Source organism: Myceligenerans pegani (assembly GCF_014892515.1).
Lineage (GTDB): Bacteria > Actinomycetota > Actinomycetes > Actinomycetales > Cellulomonadaceae > Myceligenerans > Myceligenerans pegani.
Window position 1 is genome coordinate 22,329 of sequence record NZ_JADBGR010000104.1, and the last position, 25,447, is coordinate 47,775.

General features: G+C 70.5%; 23 protein-coding genes. 15 read left to right on the top strand and 8 right to left on the bottom strand.

What is annotated here, in order from left to right; all coding sequences use genetic code 11:
- Positions 1-97 precede the first annotated feature (97 nt).
- The 3 genes from IIE03_RS18060 to IIE03_RS18070 are packed head-to-tail and all read left to right on the top strand — an operon-like array spanning position 98 to position 4,146.
- On the top strand, positions 98-1,912 hold the full coding sequence (locus IIE03_RS18060; RefSeq protein ID WP_192864158.1) for an ABC transporter ATP-binding protein: 1,815 nt from the start codon (positions 98-100) through the stop codon (positions 1,910-1,912).
- Positions 1,909-3,588 carry an ABC transporter ATP-binding protein gene (locus tag IIE03_RS18065; protein WP_192864159.1) on the top strand — a complete coding sequence of 560 codons (1,680 nt, stop codon included), beginning with the start codon at positions 1,909-1,911 and terminating at the stop codon, positions 3,586-3,588. Before IIE03_RS18060 ends, IIE03_RS18065 begins: the two co-directional genes overlap by 4 nt.
- 51 nt (positions 3,589-3,639) lie before the next feature.
- Positions 3,640-4,146 carry an RDD family protein gene (locus IIE03_RS18070; protein ID WP_192864160.1) on the top strand — a complete coding sequence of 169 codons (507 nt, stop codon included), beginning with the start codon at positions 3,640-3,642 and terminating at the stop codon, positions 4,144-4,146.
- 78 nt (positions 4,147-4,224) lie between these two features.
- Here IIE03_RS18070 and IIE03_RS18075 read toward each other — a convergent pair whose 3' ends face one another.
- A complete protein-coding gene (locus IIE03_RS18075; protein WP_192864161.1) occupies positions 4,225-4,761 on the bottom strand; it encodes a helix-turn-helix domain-containing protein in 537 nt (178 codons plus the stop codon).
- A 79-nt stretch (positions 4,762-4,840) separates the two neighbouring features.
- On the opposite strand from IIE03_RS18075, the gene IIE03_RS18080 reads away from it, so the two are divergent.
- The gene (locus IIE03_RS18080; protein WP_192864162.1) at positions 4,841-6,013 is read left to right on the top strand and encodes a benzoate/H(+) symporter BenE family transporter; all 1,173 of its coding nucleotides are present in this window, start codon (positions 4,841-4,843) and stop codon (positions 6,011-6,013) included.
- Here IIE03_RS18080 and IIE03_RS18085 read toward each other — a convergent pair.
- Positions 5,995-6,405, bottom strand: coding sequence for a VOC family protein (locus IIE03_RS18085; RefSeq protein ID WP_192864163.1), 411 nt, complete (start codon positions 6,403-6,405; stop codon positions 5,995-5,997). The two genes, IIE03_RS18080 and IIE03_RS18085, sit on opposite strands and share 19 nt — an antisense overlap.
- 74 nt (positions 6,406-6,479) lie before the next feature.
- Between IIE03_RS18085 and IIE03_RS18090 the strand changes: the two genes are divergently transcribed.
- A complete protein-coding gene (locus tag IIE03_RS18090; protein WP_192864164.1) occupies positions 6,480-7,055 on the top strand; it encodes a TetR family transcriptional regulator in 576 nt (191 codons plus the stop codon).
- Positions 7,056-7,149: 94 nt separating this feature from the next.
- Here the strand turns inward: IIE03_RS18090 and IIE03_RS18095 are convergent, their stop codons facing one another.
- From IIE03_RS18095 to IIE03_RS18105, 3 genes are all read right to left on the bottom strand, one after another.
- A complete protein-coding gene (locus IIE03_RS18095) occupies positions 7,150-7,716 on the bottom strand; it encodes a VOC family protein (RefSeq protein ID WP_192864165.1) in 567 nt (188 codons plus the stop codon).
- A gap of 79 nt (positions 7,717-7,795) precedes the next feature.
- Positions 7,796-8,467 carry a helix-turn-helix domain-containing protein gene (locus tag IIE03_RS18100; RefSeq protein WP_192864166.1) on the bottom strand — a complete coding sequence of 224 codons (672 nt, stop codon included), beginning with the start codon at positions 8,465-8,467 and terminating at the stop codon, positions 7,796-7,798.
- Positions 8,468-8,529: 62 nt separating this feature from the next.
- Positions 8,530-9,102, bottom strand: a complete 573-nt coding sequence (locus IIE03_RS18105; RefSeq protein WP_192864167.1) for a TetR/AcrR family transcriptional regulator — start codon at positions 9,100-9,102, stop codon at positions 8,530-8,532.
- A gap of 105 nt (positions 9,103-9,207) precedes the next feature.
- Between IIE03_RS18105 and IIE03_RS18110 the strand changes: the two genes are divergently transcribed.
- Positions 9,208-9,582: a DUF4267 domain-containing protein gene (locus IIE03_RS18110; protein WP_192864168.1), complete on the top strand. Its 375-nt coding sequence runs from the start codon at positions 9,208-9,210 to the stop codon at positions 9,580-9,582.
- A 135-nt stretch (positions 9,583-9,717) separates the two neighbouring features.
- Here IIE03_RS18110 and IIE03_RS18115 read toward each other — a convergent pair whose 3' ends face one another.
- Positions 9,718-10,281 (bottom strand): TetR/AcrR family transcriptional regulator, encoded by a 564-nt coding sequence (locus IIE03_RS18115; RefSeq protein WP_192864169.1) that lies wholly within the window; start codon positions 10,279-10,281, stop codon positions 9,718-9,720.
- 62 nt (positions 10,282-10,343) lie between these two features.
- Here IIE03_RS18115 and IIE03_RS18120 point away from each other — a divergent pair, with 62 nt between their 5' ends.
- The 3 genes from IIE03_RS18120 to IIE03_RS18130 all read left to right on the top strand — a co-directional run bounded on the left by IIE03_RS18120 (position 10,344) and on the right by IIE03_RS18130 (position 12,983).
- The gene (locus IIE03_RS18120; RefSeq protein ID WP_192864170.1) at positions 10,344-11,633 is read left to right on the top strand and encodes a flavin monoamine oxidase family protein; all 1,290 of its coding nucleotides are present in this window, start codon (positions 10,344-10,346) and stop codon (positions 11,631-11,633) included.
- A 120-nt stretch (positions 11,634-11,753) separates the two neighbouring features.
- On the top strand, positions 11,754-12,386 hold the full coding sequence (locus IIE03_RS18125; RefSeq protein WP_192864171.1) for a VOC family protein: 633 nt from the start codon (positions 11,754-11,756) through the stop codon (positions 12,384-12,386).
- 39 nt (positions 12,387-12,425) lie between these two features.
- Positions 12,426-12,983: an AAA family ATPase gene (locus tag IIE03_RS18130; RefSeq protein ID WP_192864172.1), complete on the top strand. Its 558-nt coding sequence runs from the start codon at positions 12,426-12,428 to the stop codon at positions 12,981-12,983.
- A gap of 23 nt (positions 12,984-13,006) precedes the next feature.
- Here IIE03_RS18130 and IIE03_RS26025 read toward each other — a convergent pair whose 3' ends face one another.
- Positions 13,007-13,213, bottom strand: a complete 207-nt coding sequence (locus tag IIE03_RS26025; protein ID WP_225997965.1) for a hypothetical protein — start codon at positions 13,211-13,213, stop codon at positions 13,007-13,009.
- Positions 13,214-13,237: 24 nt separating this feature from the next.
- On the opposite strand from IIE03_RS26025, the gene IIE03_RS26030 reads away from it, so the two are divergent.
- Positions 13,238-13,453: an arginase family protein gene (locus IIE03_RS26030; protein WP_225997995.1), complete on the top strand. Its 216-nt coding sequence runs from the start codon at positions 13,238-13,240 to the stop codon at positions 13,451-13,453.
- A gap of 95 nt (positions 13,454-13,548) precedes the next feature.
- Here the strand turns inward: IIE03_RS26030 and IIE03_RS18140 are convergent, their stop codons facing one another.
- On the bottom strand, positions 13,549-14,649 hold the full coding sequence (locus IIE03_RS18140) for a LacI family DNA-binding transcriptional regulator (RefSeq protein WP_408632858.1): 1,101 nt from the start codon (positions 14,647-14,649) through the stop codon (positions 13,549-13,551).
- Positions 14,650-14,980: 331 nt separating this feature from the next.
- Between IIE03_RS18140 and IIE03_RS18145 the strand changes: the two genes are divergently transcribed.
- The 5 genes from IIE03_RS18145 (at position 14,981) to IIE03_RS18165 (ending at position 25,239) form a co-directional block, all read left to right on the top strand.
- A complete protein-coding gene (locus IIE03_RS18145; RefSeq protein WP_192864174.1) occupies positions 14,981-17,218 on the top strand; it encodes a rhamnogalacturonan lyase family protein in 2,238 nt (745 codons plus the stop codon).
- 148 nt (positions 17,219-17,366) lie between these two features.
- Positions 17,367-19,943 carry a CBM35 domain-containing protein gene (locus IIE03_RS18150; protein ID WP_192864175.1) on the top strand — a complete coding sequence of 859 codons (2,577 nt, stop codon included), beginning with the start codon at positions 17,367-17,369 and terminating at the stop codon, positions 19,941-19,943.
- Between the two features lie 125 nt (positions 19,944-20,068).
- Complete coding sequence (locus tag IIE03_RS18155; RefSeq protein WP_225997966.1) at positions 20,069-21,817, top strand: right-handed parallel beta-helix repeat-containing protein; 1,749 nt, start codon at positions 20,069-20,071, stop codon at positions 21,815-21,817.
- Between the two features lie 71 nt (positions 21,818-21,888).
- Entirely contained in the window at positions 21,889-23,208 is a 1,320-nt protein-coding gene (locus tag IIE03_RS18160) for an RICIN domain-containing protein (protein WP_225997967.1), read from the top strand.
- 138 nt (positions 23,209-23,346) lie between these two features.
- Complete coding sequence (locus IIE03_RS18165) at positions 23,347-25,239, top strand: carbohydrate-binding protein (protein WP_192864176.1); 1,893 nt, start codon at positions 23,347-23,349, stop codon at positions 25,237-25,239.
- Positions 25,240-25,447: the final 208 nt, after the last annotated feature.

The following is a 25,447-nucleotide window of genomic DNA, read 5'->3' on the forward strand; positions in this document are numbered from 1 at the left end:
CCGCAGTATCGGGGACGGCCTTGATTCGAACACCGTTCTAGCTACAATGAGAACTGTTCTCATCACGTCATCGCAAGGCATCTGGAACGGACGGGGCATGGCACAGGAGGCTTCGCGGCTGCGCGACCAGGACGACGACACGGCGCCGCACGCGCCGCACCCGCCGCACACGTCGTTCTTCGCCCCGGTACGGGGAAGCCTGGCGGCGATCATCGGTCTGAGCCTGCTCGGCGCGGTCACGAGCGTGGTGCCGTTCGTCGCCGTCGTCGAACTTGCCCGCGCCGTCCTGCCCGCGCTGTCTGGCGGCGCGGTGGACCCGGGCCGGGTGTGGGCGATCGTGGCCGTCGCCGCGGCCGCCCTCTTCGTGAGCTTCGGGGCGGCCTGGCTGTCGGGGATGGTGAGCCACGTCGCCGACGCCGGACTGCAGCACTCCCTCCGGCGGCGGATCGTGCGGCACCTGCAGCGTCTCCCGCTGGGCTGGTTCGACGCCCGCTCCTCGGGGACGGTGCGCAAGCTCGTGGAGAACGACGTCGTCGCGCTGCACCAGCTGGTCGCGCATGCCATCCACGACGTGCTCACCGCGATCGCGGTACCGGTGATCAGCCTCGTCTACCTCTTCGCCATGCAGTGGCAGCTCGCGCTGGCGGCGATGGTGCCGCTGCTGCTCGCCACCGTCGCCTACGTGCTGATGATGCGCGGCGGGGCGGAGAAGTACGCGCGGTACGACGAGGCGACCGCCCGGCTGTCCGGCGCCACCGTCGAGTTCGTGCACGGCATCGCCGTCGTCAAGCGCTTCGGCCAGCTCGGGCGCAGCCACCGTCGCTACGAGGAGCGGAAGGACCACTACGTCGGATTCGTCGACGAGTGGACCCGGGCCACCGCCGTCGGGTTCACGATCATCGAGCTCCTCGCCTCGCCGGTCGTGGTGCTGGTGTGGCTCCTCGCCGTCGGCGTCTCGCTCGTCGCGGGCGGGGCCGCCGCGCCGATCGACGTCCTGCCCGGCCTCCTGCTCGGCCTCGGCCTCACCGCGCCGCTGATGAAGCTCGGCGCGTCGGCCCAGTTCCTGCGCAACGCGACGAAGGCGCAGCAGTCGCTCGCCGCGTTCCTCGCCCTGGCGCCCATGCCCCGGCCGTCGACCCCGCAGGCCCCCGACGGCCACGGCGTGGCGTTCGCGGACGTCGGGTTCAGCTACGACGGCGAACACCGCGTGCTGCACGACATCGTCGCCGAGTGCCGGCCGGGCACGGTCACCGCGCTGGTGGGGCCGTCCGGATCGGGGAAGTCCACGCTCGCGAGGCTCGCGGCGCGCTTCTACGACGCGACCGAGGGGAGCGTCACGATCGGGGGTACGGACACCCGCGAGATCGCGGCCGGCGAGCTGTACCGCACGGTCGGGTTCGTGTTCCAGGACGTGCAGCTGTTGCGCGCGAGCCTGCGCGACAACCTCCGCCTCACCCGTCCGGACGCGACCGACGCCGAGATCGAGCAGGCCGCCCGCACGGCGCAGATCCACGACCGGATCATGCGCTTCGACCGCGGGTACGACGCGGTGGTCGGCGAGGACGCGAACCTCTCCGGGGGAGAGGAACAGCGCGTCACGATCGCCCGGGCCCTGCTCACCGACGCGCCCGTCCTCGTGCTCGACGAGGCGACCGCGTTCGCCGATCCCGACTCCGAGGCGGCGATCCAGCGGGCCCTCAGCGCGCTGGCCACGGACCGCACCGTGCTCGTCGTCGCGCACCGCCTGCACACCGTCGTCCGCGCGGACCAGATCGTCGTCCTCGACGGCGGCCGCGTCGTCGAACGCGGCACCCACGCCGACCTGGTCGCCGCCGGCGGACGCTTCGCGCGGATGTGGGCCGACTACCAGGAGAACCACGCCCGCGCCCTGCCGGAAGGAACCGCCCGATGATCCGACGCCTGCTCCACTACGCCGACCCGCGGGCGCGGCGACTGCTCCTCGCGGAGCTGGCCTGCATCGTCGTCGTCGCGATCCTGCAGGGCATCGCCTTCCTGCTGCTCGTCCCGGTGCTGCGCGCCCTGTTCGACGGCGACACGACGGCGGCCGGGAACCGGCTCGGCGTCCTCGCGGTCGTCGGCGGCGTCTACGCCGTGGCGTTCTGGTGCGCCGGCCAGATCGGGATGCGGGCCAGCACCGCGCTCCTCGACTCCCTGCTGACCCGGCTCGGCGACCGCCTCGTGGAGCTCCCGGTCGCCTGGTTCGGCGCCGACCGGTCCGGCATGATCGCCGGCATCGCCACCCAGGGCGCGATGTTCGTCTCCACCACACCGTACTCGTTCCTGCGCCACGTGCTGACCGGGTTCATCACCCCGGCCACGGTGCTGGCCGGCATGTACGTCCTCGACTGGCGCCTCGCGGTCGCGATGACCGTCATGGTCCCGGTGATGGCGGTCGGCTACCGGTGGGTGCGGCGGGCGATCGCCCGCGGTGACGCCGCGCACTCCGAGGCGGTGGCGCAGGCGTCCAACCGGGTGATCGAGTTCGCGCGCGCCCAGCCGGTGCTGCGCACCGCGGGTGACGACTCGATCGCCCACCGCCTCGTGGACGAGTCGCTGCGCAACCAGCACCGGGTCTACCGGGGCATGCTGGCCACGGGCGGCGCGGGCATCGCAGCCTTCGCCGCGATCGTGCAGCTCTCCCTCACGGTGCTCCTCGTCGTCGGCGCCTACCTCGCGATCGGCGGCTCCGTCGACCCGGCCACCCTGATCGCGCTCCTCGTGCTCGGCGCCCGGTTCAACGAGCCGATCGTCGCCGCCGGCGACCTCAGCGGCGGGATCTCGGTCGCCCGCACCACCCTCGACCAGCTCGACGCCCTGTCCGCCGTCCGGGGCCTGCCCGAACCCGCCACGCCGCGGAAGCCCGCCGACTGGAGCATCCGCTTCGACGACGTCACGTTCGGGTACGACGGCGCGCCCGTCCTCGAGCGCCTGTCGTTCACCGCCCCGGCCGGCCGGATGACGGCGATCGTCGGGCCGTCCGGATCGGGAAAGACGACGATCACCAAGCTCGTCGCGCGCTTCTACGACCCGGAGTCCGGCACCGTCTCGATCGGCGGCGTACCCGTGCCCGAACTCGGCACCGCCGTCGTCGAGGGCGCCGTCGCGCCCGTGTTCCAGGACGTCTACCTGTTCGACGACACGATCCTGAACAACGTCTGGATCGGCAACCCCGGCCTCGGCCGCGATGCCGTCGTCGCGGCCGCCACCCGTGCCCGGGTCGACGAGATCGCCGACCGGCTGCCCGGCGGGTGGGACGCCCGTGTCGGCGAGGGCGGCTCCAACCTCTCCGGCGGCGAGCGGCAGCGGGTCTCCATCGCCCGCGCCCTGCTCAAGGAGGCGCCGATCGTGCTCCTGGACGAGGCGACCGCGGCGCTCGACATCGGCAACGAGATCGCCGTCGGCGAGGTCGTCGAGCAGCTCCGCGCCGACCGGACGCTCGTCGTCGTCGCGCACCGGCTGCAGACGATCATGACGGCCGACCAGATCGTCATGCTCGACGGCGCCGGCGGCATCCGGGAGTCCGGCACGCGAGGGGCGGCGGCCGGCCTGGAGGTCAGGACGCCGTAGTGGGGGAGGAGTCCGTCGACGTCGGACGGCGTGGGGCGGTACGTTCGGCCGGTGAATCCCGACGCCTGGCGCCGCATCGCCGCATGGCTCGTCGACTGGTTGTGCTTCCTCGCGTGGCTCGGCCTGGTCGCGGCGGTCGGCATCCCGTTGTACCTCGCCGGAGTGACGGGCGACGGGTCCGTCGTGACCATGAACGTCGTGTCCGCGCTCGTCACGGCCGTCCCGCTGACGACCTTCCTCGCCGTCCTCGAGGCGGGCCCGCGGCAGGCGTCGATCGGCAAGCGGGTGGCCGGGCTCAGGGTGGTCGGCGCCAGGGACGGCCGGCGGCTCTCGTTCGGCGCGGCGCTCGTCCGCAACGCGCTCAAGGTCGCGGTGCCGTGGACGATCGGGCACGCGGCGGCGATCGGCCTCGTCGTGTCCCCGACGGTCGGCCCCGGCCTGGTGGCCCTGACCGCGGCGGCCTACGTGCTGCCGATCGCGTACGTCGTCACCCTGTTCGCGGGTGCGGGCCGCACGCCGTACGACCGGGCGGCGGGGGCCAGGGTGGTCCGGTCCTGACGGCGCGGGCTCGGCGTCGAGGCAGATGTCAGGGCGGCGGCAGGCGGGCGGTCGTACCCTCCCCGGGACCCGTGCGGGTCAGGTGCGCGGCGTGACGATGACGTTGACCGCCTCGAAGCCGCCGTCAGGGCTCCCCGTGTACGAGTGCGGCTGGTCCGCGGGGAACTCGACGAAGTCGCCCGTGACGAGTTCGGACCGTCGGTCGCCGTAGGTGACCACGCCGCTGCCGGTGAGCACGACGAGTCGCTCGACGGCGCCGGCGGCGTGGGCGGGGGAGCGGCGCACCGCGCCGGCCGCGAGCCGGATCAGGTAGACCTCGGTCACGCGCGAGTCCTCGCGCAGCACCCGGACCCGGGTGGTGAAGATCCCGTTCTCGTCGAGCCTCGTCCAGTCGTCGTCGCCCACCAGCTCCGCCATCGGTACGCCCAGCGGCCCCGCGACCGCGTACAGCGTGTCCAGGGTGGGGTTCCTCCGCCCGGTCTCCAGCTCCGACAGGGAACCCTTGCCGATCCCGGCGGTCGCGGCCAGCGCCGTCAGCGACATCCCGCGGGCGGTGCGCAGCGCACGGATGCGCCGCCCGACCTTCGCCGCCGCGCCCTCTCCGACGTTCCCCATCCACGCTTCCTTGCCTTGTTCTGTATACAGAACGTAGGGTGTTCCGTAATCAGAACAGCGTAGGCGAAGGGATGCTCGGGTGGGCGACAGATCGCGTCAGGGACCCGTCACCGCCGGGATCGTCACCGCCGTCGTCGGCCCCAGCAGCTCCGTCGTCGTCGTGCTCGCCGGCCTGACCGCCGTCGGCGCCTCGCCCGCACAGGCCGCCTCGGGCCTGCTGACCCTCCTCGTCACCCAGGCACTCGGCATGCTGTGGCTCAGCGTGCGGCACCGCACCCCGATCATCCTGGCCTGGTCGACACCCGGCGCCGCGCTCCTCGCCTCGATGCCCGCCGTCGCGGGCGGGTGGCCGGCGGCCGTCGCCGCGTTCGGGATCACCGGACTGCTCATCCTCCTCACCGTCGTCATCCCGCGGCTGGGGGATCTCGTCGCGGCCATCCCGGCATCCCTGGCCCAGGGGATGCTCGCCGGGGTGCTCGTGCCGCTCTGCCTGGCCCCGGTCACGGCGCTCGCGGGTGCGCCGCTCGCCGTCGCGCCGGTCGTGCTGATCTGGCTGGTCCTGCTCCCGGTCTCGCGACGCTGGGCCGTTCCCGCGGCGCTCGGCGTCGCGCTCGTCGTGGTGCTGGTCACCGGCGGCGGCGCGGTCTCGGCCGCGGACCTGGTGCCCGCGCTGTCGTGGACGACGCCGCGCGTGACGCTCGAGGCCGTCGTCGCCGTCTCCGTCCCGCTCTACGTCGTGACGATGGCGTCGCAGAACGTCCCCGGCGTCGCCGTCCTCACCGCCCACGGCTACCGCACACCCTGGCGCGAGAGCCTGATCGTCACGGGCCTGGGCACCACCCTCGGGGCGACGACCGGCGGGCACGCGATCAACCTGGCCGCCATCGCGGCGGCCCTCGCCGCGGGCCCGGAAGCGGGACGGGACCCGAATCGTCGCTGGATCGCGGGCGTCACCACGGCGGTCACCATGCTCGTGCTCGCCGCCGCCAGCGGAGCGCTCGCGACGCTGGTCCAGGCGGCGCCCGACGGTGTGATGCAGGCGGCGGCGGGCCTGGCGCTGCTCGGGACCCTGTCCGGCTCCCTGCTGGCGGCCCTCTCCGATCCGCGCGACCGCGAGGCCGCCGTCCTGACCGTGCTGATCGCCGCGTCCGGCGTCGCCTTCCTCGGGATCGGCGCCGCGTTCTGGGCCCTCGCTGCCGGACTGGTGATCAGGCACGTCATGCGCCTGGCGCGTCAAGGGGTCCCGGTGTAGGCGTCTGCGTACTCGGCGGTGGCCGGGATCGGCTGGATGATGTCGAGCAGTACGTCGTCGGGCGCCGCGACGATGAAGTGGCGTTGCCCGAAGTCCTCGTCCCGGAGGGGGAGGAGGGGCGTGAGGCCTGGCCTGTCGGCCAGGCGCGCGTGGACGGCGTCGACGTCGTCGACCTCGACGTTCACGATGACTCCCCGCGGCAGCGCGCGGTATCCCTCGGGGATCGTCGGGTGGTCGTGGGCGAGGACGGCGAGTTCGAACGCGCCGAGGCGCAGGCTCACGTACCAGTCGGACTCGTACGTGGTCTCGAACCCCAGGGCCTCGCGATAGAACGAGACCGCTGCGGTGACATCCTGCGACATGAGGACGGGGTAGACGGCGGTGGTGGCCATGGCGCACTCCTTACGTACACTGTGCATGTAACTCGATCCACGATACATACTCAGTGCACGTAAAGGAAGTGCGTATGCCTCGCGCCTCGGCCGCCGCTGCCGCCCGAACCGCCCAGCAGGTACTCGACGTCGCGTCCGGCCTGTTCGCCTCCCGCGGCTTCAGTGAGGTGTCGCTCGACGACGTCGCCCGTGCCGCCGGGGTCACGCGGGGCGCGGTCTATCACCACTACGGGAACAAGCCGGGCCTGTTCCGTGCCGTCGCGGCCCGGCTCCAGGCGCGGGTGGCGGACGCCGTCGTGGAAGCGGCCGAACGCGCCGGTGCGGACCCCCGGGCCCAGCTGAGTGCGGGGTCGCACGCGTTCCTCGACGCCGTCACGTCCGGTCCGGCGGTGCGCGTTCTGCTCGTGGACGCACCCGCCGTGCTGGGCTGGCAGGAGTGGCGCCGGCTCGACGCGGAGAACTCCGGCATGCATCTGCAGGACGTGCTCCGCGAGATCGGCGTCGGAGACGATCTGCTCGGCGCGATGTCCGCCCAGCTCTCCGGCGCGATGAACGAGGCCGCCCTGTGGATCGCGGAGCGCGACGACGCCGAGGCGCGGAGGTCGGCGCACTCGGCGCTGGAACGGCTCCTCGCCGCCGTCGCACCGTGAACACCGTCAGAAGGTGCCCCGCCGCGCGGAATCTCTGTCCAACGGTCCGGTAGAAGCCTGTCCGATGGTCCGGTGGAGCCAGGGCCGACGCCGCCTACCCGGAGGTCGAGTTCGCCCGGGAGCTTGTCTCGCTGCCGAGCGTCGGCATCGTCTCGACGAGGGTGCGGTGGATGTAGGCCAGGCCGGGGTCCGTCCACTCGGTGGCGGCGTCGTCGGTGCCGGGCTCGGTGGTGGCGTTGTCGGTGGCGTCGTCGTTCCAGTCGAGTTCCGGGGCCTCGCCGTGCTCGTACACCCACCACAGGTTGCCCCACGGGTCGATCAACCGGGAGAAGACGGTGCCGAAGAAGTCGGTCGGCCGTGTGACGACCCGAGCGCCGCGGGCCTCGGCACGCGACAGCACGTCGTCCAGGCCGGAGACGTAGATCTGCGTGAGCTGCGGCAGGTCCGGCCACCCGGGCTTGCGTTCACCGAACATCAGCGTGGTGCCGCCGATCTCGAGCTCGGCGTGCAGCAGCAGGCCGTCGACGTCGACCGTCCTCGCGTCGTCGTGCTCGGTGCCGCCGAACACGTCCCGCAGGAAGGTGATCAGGCCCTCGGCGTCGCGGGTGACGAAGAACGGATTGAGGGTCGAGAAGCCGGCCGGTGTCTCGGCGGTGGTCATGGTGTGCCTCCTGGTGACGGATCGGGCTGGTCGTCACCACCCTCGCCGTTCGGTGGGGGCACGGTCTTGAACGAAAGCGTCAACCGTCACGGACGGTGGCGGCGAGGATCCGCGCCGGCGTCTCTCCACGGATCCGTCGCAGTTCTCGCGTGAGATGGGCCTGGTCGGCGTACCCGACCGCGGCCGCGACCCGGGCCGGCCGCACCCCCTCGCACAGCAGCCGGTAGGCGTGGCGGGCGCGGTCCAGCCGCTCGATCTCCTTGCGCCGCAGGCCGGTCACCGACCGGAACCTCCGCTGCCAGCTCCGCCGGGAGAGCCCGTCGTCGTCACCGGCGAGCGCGCGGCGGATGTCGGCGTCCGCCACGAGGGCGCCGTCGGCCAGCAGCCGCGAGACGAAGTCCTCGAGCTGCTCCCAGTCCGGCACCCGGTACCGGCGTCCTGCGATGATCACGTGGTCGTCCTCGACGTCGAGGGTCTGGATCGCGCCGCGCAGCAGGGCCTTGTCGACGCCGGGGATCAGGACATGCACGGCGAGCTCGACACCCCAGTACGTCTCTCCGGTCCGGCTCCGGATCGGACGGCGTTCGACACGCGGACCCGCGATCTCGGCGGTGAGTGATCCATCGGCCCGGCGGACGAACGAGAGGCCCCAGTGCTCGCTCGCGTCGTCGGTGTAGTCGGCCGCCTCCTCGACGTAGGCCCGCCAGACGGCCCGGATGTCCGGGTGGGCCGAGCGTCGCAACTCCCACACGCTGCGAGAGTAGTCGGTCGCTCCTCCGTTCGGGATGTCACGCCTGGCGGTATGCGAACGGCCTACGCAGGCGCGTCAGCGAAGAGCGCGACGAGCAGGTCGAGGCGCTGCTCCTGCGCGGACTGCGGGATCCGGCCGCTGCGCAGCAGCACCGCCATGCCGTGGAGCGAACCCCAGATCAGCTCGGCGAGGGCCGCGTTCCTGTCGTTGACCGGGCCGAACGCGCCCACGATCTCGTGGAACGCGGCCCGCAGCGGGGCCGGGGAATCGGCGCGGGCCCACTTCACGTCGGTGGGCAGGGAGAACATGGCCTGATACGCGGCCGGGTGCGCCGCGGCGAACTCGAGGTACGCGGTGCAGACCGCGCGGACGGCCTCGTGCTCGGGGGCGGCGAGACGCGCCTCCCGGAGGAGTTCGGCCATCTCGCCGATGCCCTCGATGGCGACGGCGTCGCGGATGGCCTCCATGTTCGCGAAGTGGCTGTAAAGGACCGGCTGGCTGTACTCGACCTTGTCGGCGAGCCTGCGGGTGGTCACGGTTTCCCAGCCCTCGGCCTCGGCGAGTTCGCGGGCGGCGGTGATGATCAGCTGGTGTCGTTCGGCGCGTTGCCGTTCGCGGCGTTCGGCGGCGGTCACCACATGATTCTAGCACTGCTAGATTTCCGGGCACCGATGGTCTATCGTTGAACATGGATCTAGCAGTGCTAGATGCCACACGCGCCTTCCGAAGGGAACCACCCCATGCTCGCTGCCATCGCCACCGCCCTCGCCGCGCTCCTCGGACTCGCCGTCGTCGCCATGGGCATCACCGGCATGCTCAAGCCCCAGTTCTTCGCCACCTTCGGTATCCCCGGCACCGGCCCGGACCCGGTCCTCGACCACTGGCTCACGGTGAAAGGTGGACGCGACGTCGGCGCCGGACTGATGCTCCTGGTCGTGGCCGTGCTCGGTACCACCTCGCTCACCGGCTGGGTCGTGCTCGCCGCCACCGTGATGCCCGTCTTCGACGGCCTGATCGTCCTGCGCTCCAAGGGGCCCCGCGCGGCCGCCTACGGCGTCCACTTCGCCACGGCAGCGGTCATGGTCGTCATCGCCGGCTTCCTGTTCCTGGCCTGAGCGGGGCCAGGGCCGGTCCCGAACCGGCCTTCGTCATGCCGCGGCCCGGTGACGTGGGCCGTCATGGCGCGGTTGCGGACGCAGTTGCACCGGCCGGACAGTTCTTCCGGTGCCACGCCGACCCGACCGGGCGCGTCACAGCCCCAGTGCCCGCCAGAGGGCGTCGAGAAGCTGGGCCCTCCGCTCCGGCGGCCACGGGCGACCCGAGTCGAATCCGGTGACGATGAGGCCGTCGACGAACACGTCGATCAGATCCGCCGCCAGGTCCGGGTCCGTCGGCCGGACGCGCTCGACATGACCGCGCAGCTGCTGATCCCACCAGTCGTTGAACCGGTCGAGCTCGGCGCGCAGCACGGGATCACTCGCAGCGCCGAGAACCATCGCGAGCCAGAACCGGTGGGTGTGCTCATCGGGCCGCAGGAGGGCCTCTTCGACGAACGTCCGCAGCGCCTCCTGCGCGCCGAGGTCTCGGACGGCCTCCTCGGCGTCCCTGCGGCGCCGGTCGGTCTCGCGTCGCACCGTGCTGCGGAGCAGCACTTCGCGACCGCCCATGTAGTGGGTGACCGCTGAGGTCGAGGCGCCGATATGACGAGCGACGGCTCGGATCGTCACCGCGGCGAAACCCGACTCGACCGCGATCGCGATGACCGCGTCCTCGATCAGCGCGCGGCGATTCTCATGGTCTACGTGACGTGGCACGGTCGTCAGTCTACGATGTGCCACACGTGTTGTATAACAAGCGTTTCACATGGGAGGTAGTGGTGAGCAGAGGCGACGTCGATGTCGTAGTGGTCGGCGCGGGGTTCTCCGGGCTGGCTGCGGCCCGTGCCCTGCAGCGTTCCGGGCTGTCGGTACGTGTGCTCGAGGCCGCCGACCGGGTGGGTGGTCGTGCCCTGACGGTGTCCTCGGCGGCGGGCACGCCGGTCGACCTGGGCGGGCAATGGATCGGGCGGCACCACGTCCGGATGCGGGAACTGGCCCAGGAGTTCGGGATGACGCTGTTCCCCACCTACTCCGCGGGGAGGCCGGCGATGCGTGACGGGAACGGTGAGGAGATCCCACCCGTCTCGGCGGCCACCCTCGGGGCGGCGTGGGCACTGGCGCGGCTGATCGTGATGATGCGCACCGGCCTCGGCGTGAGCGACGAGCGTCCTGTGGCCGACTGGGTCGCTCGCATCCGCCCGCCGCGGGCACGACGGCTCGTGGAGATCGCCCTGTCGGAGGCAGCCTCGACCGATCTGGACCTGATCTCCCTGCGCGCCACGGCCGAGATGGTCAGAGCGGCCGGCGGACTCGCCGAGGTGCTCGGCTCCGCGCAGGAGTCGTTGGTGTCCTGCGGCGCGGGCGGGCTCGCCGCCCTGATCGCCGACGACGTCGGCCCGGCCGTGGCGCTGAACCAACCGGTCACCTCGATCGTTCGTGACGAGGAGGGCGTCACCGTGCGGACGCCGTGCGAGGCGATACGTGCCCGGCGAGTCATCGTCGCCGTAGCGCCGCCGGTCGCTCGGAAGATCACCCATCAGCCGGCTCTGCCCGATTCCCGCGCACTGGTGCAACGCGAGACGTTCATGGGCACCGTCTACAAGGCGGTGATCGTCTACGACGAACCGTTCTGGCGCGACGCCGGCCTCAGCGGCGAGGCGAGTTCACTCGACGGCCTCGTCCCCACCGTCGTGGACGTCTCACCGTCCAACGGCCCCGGTCACCTGTGCGCGCTGGTACCTGGCAGCGAAGCCCGCGCCCTGGACGCCCTCAGCGCCGATGCCCGGCGCGAGACCGTTCTCGACACGCTCTCCACGCACTTCGGCGAGCGCGCCCGTGCTCCGCTGAGTTTTCACGAGAAGTCCTGGCACCAGGACGAGTTCGTGCTCGGCGGCTACACCGCCCGGCCCCGGCTCGGCTCCCTGGACGCCGTCACCGCGGCAGGCCACGCCCCTGTCGGACGCGTGCACTGGGCAGGCACCGAAGCCGCGCCCCGCTACAACGGGTACCTCGAGGGTGCGGTGCGATCGGGCGAACGAGCGGCGGCGGAGGTGCTCGCGGCGCTGTGATCCTTCTGCGCGGACTCCAGCCCTGCGAAGGGTCGGTTCCGCCGGGAGAGCGCCGTACGGGCGACAGGTCGGTCAGGAATCGAGAAGCGCTCCGTTCCGCGCGTCCCTAGCGTTGAGGACATGGCAAACATCGACTCCGTCACCCTCGAGGTGACCGACCCCAGCACCGCACGTTCCTTCTACGACGCCGCCTTCGGCCTGAGCAACTCGGGCCTGGGCGAGAGGCTCCGCCTCCGTGCCGGCGAGACACCCACCACCGGGTTCCGCGGATACCACATTTCCCTCATCGCCTCTCAGCCCGCCAACGTCAACGCCCTGTTCGACGCCGCGGTCACCGCGGGCGCCACCACGCTCAAGCCCGTCGCGAAGTCCCTGTGGGGCCACGGCGGCGTGGTCCAGGCGCCCGACGGGAGCATCTGGAAGCTCGCGACCTCCGCCAAGAAGGACACCGCTCCCGCCTCCCAGGAGATCGACGAGATCGTGCTCCTGATCGGCGTCGCCGACGTGTCGGCCAGCAAGCGGTTCTACGTGGAGCACGGCCTGAAGGTGGGCAAGAGCTTCGGTTCCTACGTCGACTTCGACATGGGCTCCAGCCCGATCGGGTTCGGCCTGTACAAGTACCGCGCGCTGGCCAAGGACGCCGGCGTGCCGGCCGAGGGCACGGGTTCGCACCGGCTCACGATCAACGGCGACCTCGGGGAGGTCTCGGACCCGGACGGATTCGCCTGGGAGCCCGTCCGGGCCACCCGATAGAACCGGGTTGGCTCCCGCCGCGACTGTAGCGTTGGGCGCATGGGCGCTGATGTCGTGATCCTCACCGGACCTCCGGGCGCGGGTAAGTCAACGACCGCTCGCGCGCTCGCCTCGGCCCTTCCGCGGTCGGTGCACTTGCATACAGATGACTTCTGGCGCTCCATCGTCTCGGGTGCTATCCCGCCGTATCTTCCCGAGTCCGAGGAACAGAACCACACGGTCATGCGCGTCATCCGCGCGGCCGCCGACACCTATGCGACGGGCGGATTCGTCACCGTCATCGACGGCGTCATCGGCCCGTGGATGCTCGATCACTTCATTGGCGGCGACGGAGAAGACCCGCCGGCTCTGCACTACATCGTGCTGCGCCCGGTCTACGAGGAGACCCTCCGCCGAGCCCAGGCCCGGACGGCACCGGATGCCTTGGTGGACGAACAGCCGATCGCGTCACTGTGGAGCCAGTTCTCCGACCTGGGAGCACTTGAGCGGAACGTCATCGACACAACGGGGCAGCAACCGGACAAGACCGTGGAGGCCGTACAGCACGCCGTCGCGAGTGGCTCATTCGTGCTCGGCGCGGCACCAACACGGAGGTAGGCGGAGGAGCTCCCGTCATCCGGTCACGAGGGCACGGCCAGCAAAGTGATCACGAGGATCGAGCCGAGCGTCGCCAGCACGAACCGGGTGATGATCACCGATCGGATCCAGGACGGGTAGGCGGCCTCAGCGGCGTCGACGAACGATCGCACGTCAATATCCCGGATGCCTTTCTTCCGGAAGGCTGTTTCGACATACCGGGTGGGGAACACCTCGCCCGGCATGATCACGAGGCCGGCGATGAACAGGACCGGCTGGAGTTCGCACCCGGCACCGGCACCCCGGAGCCCGGTGGGTTCGCCCCTATCGACCTCCTCCGCGCGATCCGCCGGCTGACCCTGGAGACGAACGTCGTCGGCATGGACGTCATGGAACTCGCACCCGCCTACGACCACGCGGACGTCATGATCAACAACGCCCATCGATTGATCTGGGAAGCGCTCGCGGCCCTTTCCTTCAAGAAGAGGTGATCCTCGAGCCGCGCGGTGGTCATCCCGGCGTCGTCGGCGAGTTCGCGGAAGCGGCCAAGGAACGCGCCGCGGCCGATGAGGCTCGCAGCCAGGTGTCAGGACACCTCGCGGGGGCGGACCGAGCTGCGGATCACGAGGTGCGTCCCGATCATGACGTGGGGAGGTGTGCCGCCGCGTGCCTCGTGCTCGAGCGCGAGACGCACGGCGGTGCGCCCGATCTCCTCGTGCGACATGTGCACGGTGGTCAGGTCGAGGTCGAGCGAGGGCTGAAGATCGTCGAATCCCACGACCGACACGTCGTCGGGCACCTTGAGCCCGTTCTCCGTGAGCGCCCGGACGGCGCCGCCGGCGATGAGGTCGTTGAGGGCGAAGACCGCGGTGAAGTCACGCCTACCGGTGGCCAGTCGCTCCTTCATCATCCGGTAGCCCTCGTGCCACAACATCATGCCCTCCACCTCCAGCGCCGGGTCGTGCGGCACGCGGTGCGCGGCCAGCGCCCGGCGGTAGCCGGCCACCCGGCCCTCGGCCGTGGTGTAGCCGGGACGACTGCCGAGGCACAGGATCCGCTCGTGTCCCGCGGACAGCAGGTGGCTGGTCGCCGAGTGCGCCCCACCGACGTTGTCGTACTCCACGACGACCGCGGGCACGTCGGGGCCGAGCGGCGGGCGGCCGCACAGCACCAGCCGGGAACCGATTGCGGCCAGGGCGTGGGCGTACCGGCTCATGCGCTCGTGGTACCTCTCGTCGGCGACCACGTTGCCGACCAGGATGACCGCCTCGGTGTGCTGCTCCCGCATGAACCTCACCATGGCGAGCTCGCGCTCGGGGTCACCGCCGGTCGTACCGATCAGGCACAACCGGCCCTCCGCGGCGGTCTGCGCCTCGACCCCCTGGGCGACGTGCGCGTAGTGCGGTGAGACAACCGAGTTGAGCACGATGGCGATGCTCTTGGCGGAGGTGCCGGCAAGGGCGCGGGCGTGGGCGTTGGCCACGTAGTCCAGTTCCTCGACGGCGCGCATGACGCGCTTGCGGGTGGCAGGAGCGGCCGGGTAGTCGCCGCTCAGGATTCGGGACACGGTGGCGACCGACACACCGGCCCGAGCCGCCACCTCGCGGATCGTGGACCGCCGCTGGCCGCCCCCGGACTCGCTCGCCCTTCGCGCCATCGTCCACCGGCCTTCCCAGCACCGCCGCATCGGAGTTCCGTTTTCAGGAAGCGGTTACTGAATCATTTATACCCCTTGCGCACCGGTGTCATCCACCTGCAGGGGAACGGCTGCTCCACCGCTCCGACGACGTGCGCGGGTGGCACGCGCGCCGGGGCCCCATCCCGCCTGGTCACAGGCGGAGGGAAGAGAGTTAAAGCGCTTAAAGGGGTGCATTGCCACTCAGGGAGCCGCGTCGACCGAAGCGATACTAGCCGTAACCGAGTAAATGGGCGGTTGTGGAGGTATGGACAGCCCTGGGGTGGTTGGCTACGCTGCGTTCGTCATAGTAAGCGTTTCCACACCGTCGTGGAGGCTATACATGTCAGTGAAACAGTCCCTCAAGATTTCGACAGCCGGGGCCGTAGCCGTCCTGCTGCTGGGATCGATCACGACGTTCGCCGCCGACGCGAGCGCCGCGACGACCCGGTACGAGGCGGAGTCCGCGCCGGCCGTGTGCGACGGCACCATCGACTCGAACCACAGCGGCTTCTCCGGGAGCGGGTTCTGCAACGGGGCCAACGCCGTCGACTCCTCGGCCCAGTTCACGGTGACGCCGGAGGCCGCCGGCACGGCGACGCTCGGGATCCGGTTCGCCAACGGGACCACCAGTGCCCGGCCGGTGGACCTGGTGGTCAACGGGACGACAGCGCAATCGGTGTCGTTCGAGCCCACCGGAGCGTGGTCCTCGTGGTCCACCAAGTCCGTGACGGTCCCGCTGAACAGCGGCGGCAACACCGTCCGGTTGGAGCCGACCACCACGGCCGGGCTACCCAACATCGACTACCTCGACGTGACGGACGGCGGCGACCCGCCGCTGGGTGACGGCAGGAAGATGGAGAGTCTCGGGCGCGGGGTCGTGGCCGTGCGGTCGGGCAGCGACAGCGTCCTGGTCTCCTGGCGGCTGCTGGGCCTCGATCCAGAAGGCATCGGGTTCAACGTCTACCGCTCCACCGCAGGCGGCCAGGAAACCAAGCTCAACTCCTCGGTGCTGACCGGAGGAACCAACTACGTCGACTCGACGGCCAACCTGTCGCAGGCCAACACCTATCGGGTGCGGCCGGTGATCGACGGCGTGGAGCAGCCGGCGAGCGGTGCGTTCACGTTGTCCGCCAACCATGCCACCGAGCCGGTCGTCCGGGTTCCGCTGCGTTCCGGTGGCCCGGTGAAGTTCGTGTGGGTCGGCGACCTGGACGGCGACGGTGAGTACGACTACGTGCTGGACCGCCAGACCTCACCGCAGACGATCGAGGCCTACCGAAGCAACGGCGAGTTCCTCTGGTCGGTGAACATGGGGCCGAACAGCACCGACCAGAACAACATCGAAGGTGGATCGTCCACGATCGACGTCGGGCACAACGACGGCGTGACCGTCTACGACTTCGACAGCGACGGCCGCGCCGAGGTCGCCGTACGGATCGCGAACGGCGTCCGCTTCGGCGACGGCACGACATACGACGACCTGCCCAACAACACCCGGCAGGCGATCGCCATTCTCGACGGGATGACCGGGGCGGCGCGCGCCACTGCGCCTGTGCCCACCGACTACCTGTCCGACGGCCCGATGTACGCGCGCTTCGGCGTCGGCCACCTCGACGGCGAGAACCCCAGCCTGGTCGCGTACATGAAGAACCGGATCGGCAACGGCGGGTTCAACCTCATGTTCACCGCGTGGCGGTTCAGCGGCAGCACGCTGACGCAGGAATGGAAGTTCCTGCGCGGCAACCAGAACCTGCCGGACGGGCACAACACCCGGGTCATCGACGTGGACGGCGACGGCCGGGACGAGGTCGCCGAGATCGGGTTCGTGCTCAACGGGGACGGCACGCTCAAGTACTCGCTGGGGCCGCAGGGCGTCGTCCACGGCGACCGCTTCCACATCGCCGACATGGACCCGAACCGGCCGGGCCTGGAGGGCTACGCGGTCCAGCAGGACAACCCGAGCGGTCTGCGCGAGTACTACTACGCCGCCGCCACCGGCACCATGATCTGGCGGCACACGGCGTCCGGCACGGCCGACGTCGGCCGGGGCATGGCCGGCGACATCGACCCACGTCACCCCGGCATGGAGGTCTGGTCGTTCTCCGGCTTGTACAACGCACCGACCAACCGCCTCGCCGAGCCGAACACGTCGTTGCAGCCGTGGCCGCAGACGGGACTGTGGTGGGACGGCGACATCACGATGGAACTGCTCAACGACGGCAAGTTCGAGAAGTGGGATCCGAACGACCCCAGGCCGACCAACAGCCTGCCACGGCTGCTCAGCACCTGGAACTACGGTGCGGTCGACGCCAGCCAGAACGTCCAGCCCACCTTCCACGGCGACATCCTCGGCGACTGGCGCGAGGAAGTCGTGTACACCAACGCGAGCTACGACGAGCTGATCATCTTCACCACCGACCGGCCGTCGAGCACCCGGCTGTACACGCTCGCGCACAACCCGGCCTACCGCAACGACATGACCGTCAAGGGCTACATGCAGTCCCATCACGTCGACTACTTCCTCGGCGCCGGCATGGCCCGGCCGCCCCAGCCGGACATCACCTACTCCGGGAGGTGATGGGACGACGCGAGTTTCGTGCAGGAACGCCGGCGCGCAGGACGTCCTGCGCGCCGGCCCGTGATCACCGTCAACCCCGCATCGGGAGGAACCTATGAATCGGCTCAGCAAGGCTTCGAAACTCGGGGCCACCGTCACGTTGTTGTCCATGGCGTTGGTGGCACCGCTGTCCGCGAGCACCGCCGCGGCCCAGGCACCGGCGGCCCAGCAGGCACCGGCGGCCCAGCAGGCACCGGCGGCCCAGCAGGCACCGGCGGCCCAGGCACCCGCAGCAGGTCTCCAAGACCTACGTGCCGAAGCCGAACCGGTGGATCGAGGCCTCGACTACCTGGTCTCGGACTACCAGAACCGCGACGAGGCGGAGTACACGGCCGAATCCTGGGCGCCCTTCGCCAAGGCGTTGCGCGCCGCGGACGACGTCGCCGACGACGCGTCGGCCTCCACGTCGGAGGTCGCCACCGCGAAGACGGAACTCATGACCGCCGCTGCCGATCTGACGGCGGCCGACGAAGGCACGTTCGAGACCATCACGAACGACACCTTCTGGAACGACACCGACGGCAACCCCATCTACTCGCAGGGCGGTGGGGTCTTCAAGTTCGGGGACACGTACTACTGGTACGGCGTGCACTACACCGGCGCCGAGAGCTATCGGGCCAACCCGACACAGAAGTACGACAACCAGGTCTCCTTCGTCTCGATCCCCGTGTACTCGTCCCAGGACCTGGTGAACTGGAAGTTCGAGAACCGGGTGGCGACGCGCTCCACCGGCGTCGGCAGCGGCGCCAACCTGGGCGGTGCCGGCTGGGTCGGGCGGCTCGGCGTCACGTACAACGAGAACACCGGCAAGTACGTGCTCGCCGTGCAGATGTGGCACCCGGGCCGTGGCGGGCACGGCGTCCTGCTGCTGCAGGGCGACTCGCCGACCGACACCTTCGACTACGGCTACTTCCAGATCCAGGTCCAGAACTCGCCGACGACCGGCACCGGGGATCAGACGGTCTTCACCGACGACGACGGGCAGGACTACCTGATCTTCTCCAACCGCGAAGGACGGTCGCGCGGCTTCGTGTCCAAGTTCCGGGAGTCCGACTCGCTGCGGATCGAGCCAGGCGTCGAGATCCGCCGCGGCGACGGCCGCGAGGGCAACGCCATGTTCAAGCTCGACGGCAAGTACTACCACGCGGCGTCGGACCTGCACGGCTGGAACACGTCCGTCAACTACGTCAACGAGTCGACCAGCGGCAACATCCAGGGCAGCTACTCCAGCGAGTTCATCCTCGAGGGCACCGAGATGGACTACAGCCACGTGACCCAGACCGGGTTCTTCGTGACGGTGAACGGCACCAAGCAGAGCACGGTGATCTACGCCGGCGACCGCTGGGCCGACTTCGCCTGGAACGGTATCGGCTACAACCAGTGGGTACCGATCACCAAGACCGGCGCGCGGCCGGAGTTCCACTCGGTGAGCCAGTGGCAGTTCAACGTCACGACCGGCGAGTGGCGCGTCGGACCGCAGAACAACTACATCCTCAACCCCGACATCCAGGCCGACCGGATCATCGTGTCCAACGTCCGAGGATGGCGGAACATCGGCGGCTGGTCGACCAACGTCAACGGTGGCGCGAACGGGTCCCGCTTCGCGCTCGAGGTGGGTGACCGCGGCGGCGTGGAGCAGCGGATCGAGTCGGTTCCCGGCGGCGAGTACACCCTGTCCCTGCACGCCCGGGGCAACGCCGGGCAGGTCGTGGTCACCGGTGCCAACGGCGTCCAGAGCACCCTCAGCGTTCCGTCGTCGGGCGGCTGGACCCAGCGCCAGCTCACCGGCATCGAACTGCCCAGCGGGGGAGCCACCGTCACCGTGCGGGCGTCGGGTTCGGGCGGCTTCACCGTCGACCAGCTCTCACTCGTCAGGACCGACGACGGCCCGCCGCCCGAGCCGGGGCAGCGCTACGAGGCGGAGTCCGCGCCCGCGGTGTGCCAGGGCACGATCAGTTCGAACCACTCGGGGTACTCGGGTACCGGGTTCTGTGACGGTGACCAGGCCGTCGGGGCCTACGCACAGTTCACGGTGACCCCGCAGGACGCCGACACGGCGGCGGTGGGGATCCGGTTCGCCAACGGCAGCACCAGTGCGCGGCCGGCGAACGTGGTCGTCAACGGGACCACGGTGGACACGGTGTCGTTCGAGCCCACCGGCTCGTGGTCGACGTGGTCGACCAAGTCCGTGCCGGTCTCGCTGAACGAGGGCAGCAACACGATCCGGATCGAGCCGACCGCGGCCACAGGACTGCCCAACGTGGACTATCTGGACCTCATCGGCGCGCCCGAACCGGAACCGGAACGTCTCGAGGCCGAGGACGCCCCGGCCACCTGCGACGGCACCATCGACACGAACCACTCCGGCTACTCCGGCACGGGGTTCTGCAACGGCGACAACGCCGTGGGCGCGGCAGCGCAGTTCACGGTGAACCCGGCAGCCGCCGGCACGGCCACGGTGGAGGTCCGGTTCGCCAACGGCGCAGATTCGCGGGCCGCGAATGTGATCGTTAACGGTGCCACGGTGGACACGGTCTCGTTCGAGTCCACCGGCGCCTGGTCCGCGTGGGCCACCAAGGCCCTGACCGTGTCGCTGAACGAGGGCAGCAACACCATCCGGATCGAGCCGACCACGGCCGCAGGCCTCCCCAACATCGACTACCTCGACGTCGGTCCCGCCGCGTAACACCGTCGGCGGCGGTCAGGAGGGTGTCCGGTTCTTCGCCCTCCTGACCGCACCAGCTCGGCCGCAACGCCCTGACCATGCTCGGGCCGGCGTATCGCGGCGACCCTACTCACTGAGGAGTGGTGATGAAACTACTGGCGAAACTGGTCGTGACGGCCGTCCTGGCGGGTTCGGCCGGGCTGGTCGCGCCCCACGCCGACCCGGCGGCCGGGCAGGCCTCCGCGGCCGGACAGACCTATTACGTGGCACCGAACGGCAGTGACGGCGCGGCAGGCACGCAGGCAGCTCCCTGGGCCTCGATCGCCCATGCACAGTCCGTGGCTCGCGCCGGCGACACCGTCTACTTCCGGGGCGGCACCTACGCCTATACCCGTGCGAACAGGAGCTGCTCGAGTCAGACCGACCGGGTCGACGCCATCACCCTGAACAGGAGCGGCAGCGCGGGCAACCCGATCCGCTACTGGGCCTACCCGGGTGAGACGCCGGTCTTCGACTTCTCCGGCATGCGGGACGACTGCCGGATCAAGGGCTTCAGCGTCACCGGCAGCCACCTGCACCTCAAGGGGCTGGAGGTCACCGGTGTGCCGCAGAACAACTGGCGGAACGCCGAGTCCTGGGGGATCTGGATCTCAGGAGACAACAACACGTTCGAGCAGCTCGACCTCCACCACCACATGGGGACCGGCCTGTTCGTCAACGGTGGCAGCGGCAACCTCGTCGTCAACTCGGATTCGCACGACAACTACGACCCGCGCAGCACCGACGGGCCCGGCGAGAACGCCGACGGTTTCGGCTCGCACTACACGCCGGCCGGCCGCCCCGCGAACGTGTTCACGGGGTGCCGCGCGTGGTGGAACGGGGACGACGGGTTCGACCTCATCTCCACGTACTCGCCCGTGACCATCGAGCACTCGTGGTCCTGGCGCAACGGGTACGAGCCGGGGGCGACGACGCCCGCCGGCAACGGGGTCGGCTTCAAGGTGGGTGGCTTCGGTGGCGACTACGACACCGGCGCGGTGAAGCACACCGTCCGCTTCTCGGTCGCGTTCCTGAACAAGGCCGCGGGCTTCTATTCCAACCACCACCCGGTGGCCAACGACTACTTCAACAACACCGGCTACGGAAACCACCCCAACTTCAACATGAGGGGAGTCGACTCGAGCGGCAACGCCGTCGGACGCGGGAACCTGCGCAACAACGTCGCCTACACCGGAACGCCGACGTCGTACATGAACGGCACCAACTCCTCGCACAACACCTGGGACCTCGACATCCGCCTGTCGGACTCGCAGTTCCAGAGCGTGTCGACGTCGGGCTGGGACGCACCCCGTCAGGCCGACGGAGGCCTGCCCGTGCTGCCCCACCTCCGCCCCGCGGAGAACAGTGACCTGATCGACCGGGGCACCGACGTCGGCCTGCCGTACACCGGAACGGCGCCGGATCTCGGCGCCTTCGAGGCGGGCGACGGCGGCCCGCCGCCGGGGCAGCGGTACGAGGCGGAGACCGCGCCGGCGGTGTGTGACGGCACCATCGACTCGAACCACAGCGGCTTCTCCGGGAGCGGGTTCTGCAACGGGGCCAATGCTGTGGACTCCTCCGCGCAGTTCACGGTGACCGCGGAGACCGCCGGCACCGCGACGCTGGGGATCCGGTTCGCCAACGGGACCACCAGTGCCCGGCCGGTGGACCTGGTGGTCAACGGGACGACGGCGGGGACGGTGTCGTTCGAGCCCACCGGCGCGTGGTCGACGTGGTCGACCAAGACGGCGACCGTCCCGCTCGACGCCGGCAGCAACACCATCCGGCTGGAGCCGACCACCACGGCCGGGCTACCCAACATCGACTACCTCGACGTCGAAGCCGCCGCTGACTGACGTCCCCGCCGGCACGGCTCTCTCGCGGTCCACCGAACCCCAGGATGTTCCCTACACCCAAGGAGTCAACGATGACCATGCAACGACGGACCTTCCTCCGCATGAGCGCGGCCGGAGCGGCGGGCGTGGGCCTGACGTCCCTGCTCGGCGCGGCGCCGGCGCTCGGTGCGGCGCCCCTGGCCACGGCGTCGGCCGCCGCGACGTACGCGGTCGGCGTGCGCCGGTACGACTGGTGGCGCGGCAGCCGCCGCTGCACCACCTACGTCTACTACCCCGCCACCGGCACCCCGGGCGGCAACCCGGTGACGAACGCCCCGGTCGCCGACGGCGTCTTTCCCGTCTACAACTACACCCACGGCTGGGGCTCCAGCCCGCAGAACTCGCTGTTCTTCATCCGCCCGCTGGCCGCGGCGGGCTTCATCGTCCCGGCCCCGCACTTCGAGTACAGCGGCGCCGGCGAGGTCCGGAGCGGCGAGCCGTCGAGGGACGTCTCCGAGATCATCACGCAGACCCTCGCCCTCAACGCGAGCGGACCGCTGTCCGGGCACATCAACACCGACATCGGCGTGGGCGTCTCCGGCCACTCCCTGGGCGGCATGACCACCCACGGCCTGCTCACCGCCTGGCCCGACAGCCGCATCATCTCGGCCAACCCGCAGTCGTGCGAGGACATGGGCACCCCCGCCTCCTCGATCACGGCCAAGGTCGTGTTCGTCCACGGCGACCGCGACGACCTCACGCGGTACGACTCGGCGCGCCAGGCCTACAACGAGCTGACCTGGCCCAAGGGGTTCCTCACGTTCGTCGGCGGCAGCCACACCAGCTTCTGGGGCGACGTCCGCTTCCCGAACACCGTCGTCGACTGGGCGCTCTGGAGCATGAACGGCGACACCGCCGCCCGCGACCGCCTCCCGCAGGATGCGGCCGGGCCCAACACCAGGTGGGAGGCCGAACTGGGCGAGGGACCGTCCGAGCCGACCGGGGTCTTCCGCCTGGCTGCCCAGCACAGCGGCAAGCTGGCCGACATCGACGCCCGCTCGACCGCGGCCGGGGCCCGGCTGATCCAGTGGCGGTCCACCGGAGCGACCAACCAGCAGTTCGAGTTCGTCGCCGCCGGCGACGACCACTACCGGATCAAGGCCCGCCACTCCGGCCTGTTCCTGCAGGTGGCGAGCAACAGCAGCGGCGCCGACATCACCCAGCAGCCCGAGTCGGGCGCGACGACCCAGCAGTGGCGCATCGTCGACCACGGCGGCAGCATCAGCCTCATCAACCGGTCCTCGGGCCTCGCCATGGACGTCTGGGAGTACTCCTCCGCCGATGGCGCCCGCATCTCCCAGTGGGACTACACCGGCAACGCCAACCAGCGCTTCGCCCGCCAGAGCGTCTGACCGTGCGGTGGGGCGGGCCGATGACCCGGTACCGCCCCGCCCGACGCCGCCACCTACCTGGGCGGCCCGCGCGGCCGCCGGTCCCGGCGGCCGCGCCCTGTCTGCCGTGCGATTCGATCACTACCTCGGAGGTCCATCATGCGTTCACCCAGACGGCGTCCGGCGCTGCTCTCCGCCGGGCTTGCCGCGGCACTTTCCGCCGGGCTTGCCGCGGCGCCGGCCGGCGCCGGTCCCATCGTCGGTTCCACGGTGGCCTCCGCCGCGGTGGAGACCCGCTACGAGGCCGAGACCGCCCCGGCCACCTGCGACGGCACCATCGACACGAACCACTCCGGCTATTCCGGCACGGGGTTCTGCAACGGCGACAACGCGGTCGGTGCGGCAGTCCAGTTCACCCTTGACGAGGACGCCTCCGCCACCGGCACCGCCACCCTCCTGGTGCGATTCGCGAACGCCTCCTCGGCCGCCCGCGCGGCCGAGGTCGTCGTCAACGGCACCACGGTGCAGTCGGTCTCGTTCCAGCCCACCGGCGCGTGGAGCACCTGGGCCACCACGACACTCACCGTCTCGCTGGACCCGGGCAGCAACACGATCCGGCTCAACCCCACCAGCGCCGCCGGCCTGCCCAACGTGGACTATCTCGACGCCGAGGCAGTCACCACCCCGACCCGCTACGAAGCCGAGACCGCACCGGCCACCTGTGACGGCACCATCGACTCCGACCACGGCGGCTATTCCGGCACCGGGTTCTGCAACGGCGACCCGGAGGCCGGCGCCGCGGCACAGTTCACCGTGAACGCGTCGGAGACCGGCACGGCGACGCTGGCGATCCGCTACGCCAACGGCGCCACCGCCGCACGCCCCGCCGATCTGATCGTGAACGGCGACACCGTGCTGTCGACGTCGTTCCAGCCCACCGGCGGATGGAGCGGCTGGACCACGAAGACCTCCGTCGTGCAGCTGAACTCAGGTGACAACACCATCCGGCTCAGCCCCACCGGTGCCGACGGCCTACCCAACATCGACTACCTCGAATTCGAGCTCGGAGACATCCCGCAGCCGCCCGGCTGGCCGCAGGAGTGCGAGCGCAGGTCTCCGATCGTCTGCCACTTCGACGTCGCTCCCGGCAACTACGAGGTCACCGCATGGGTCGGCGACCGTGACACGGCGGGCAACACCTCGATGTCGGTGGAGGCGCGCCGCCGTGTCCTGCACGCGGTCGACACCGCGGCCGGCACGATCACCGAGCACACCTTCACCATCAACGTCCGGCAGCCGGAGGGCCAGCCGACGGGCCAGGGCGGTACAGGCAACCCCGGACTGGACATCACCTTCGCGGGTTCGGCGCCGAGGCTGTCCGGTCTGACGGTGCAGCCGGCGAACGACCCCATGGTGGTGTACCTGGCGGGTGACTCCACGACGTGTGACCAGCCGCTCGCCCCGTGGACCGGCTGGGGGCAGCTCCTGCCCACGCAGGTGTCGGAGGGTGCCGTCGTCGCCAACTACGGGGACTCGGGCGAGAGCTCGGGGAGCTTCCTGCGCAACTCGGCGTTGTTCCCGACGATGAGGCCGCTGATCCAGAGCGACGATTTGGTACTCATCCAGTTCGGGCACAACGACAAGTCCACGTCGGCGTCGGCGTTCCGCGGCAACCTCGCCTCGATGATCAACCAGGTGCGGGACAGAGGAGGCGACCCCGTCCTCGTCACGCCACCGGTACGGCGGCACTTCGACGGCGACCGGCTCACCCCCACCGCGCGACATGTCAACGGCGTGGGCGTCGACCTGCCGGCGGAGATGCGCAGGCTCGGCTCCGAGCTCGGCGTGCCGGTCATCGACCTGACCGCCAAGAGCCAGGCGCTCGTGGAGTCGCTGGGGCCGAACGAGTCCGCCCGGCTCTACCTGCGCCAGGCGGAGGACGGGTACCGGGACAACACCCACTTCTCGGAGTACGGCGCCGGAAGGATGGCCGACCTCGTCGTCGAGGGAGTCCGCGAGCACAACCTGTCCCTGGTCAGCTACCTACGCTGAGAACGTGCCTGGGGACTTCGTGCAAGGGTCCCCAGGCATCGCCCGCCGCCCTGGACCGGCGTATGGCGCAGAGCCGCCCCGGCCCGGCCAGCGGGGTGGAGCTCGGCACCCCAGGTAGGGGTCGGGGCAACCTCTGCCCACCCGTGCGGGGTTCCGGGGCGAACCTTCTGCCCACCGGGGTCGGGTCGGGGTCCGGGGCGAAGCCCCG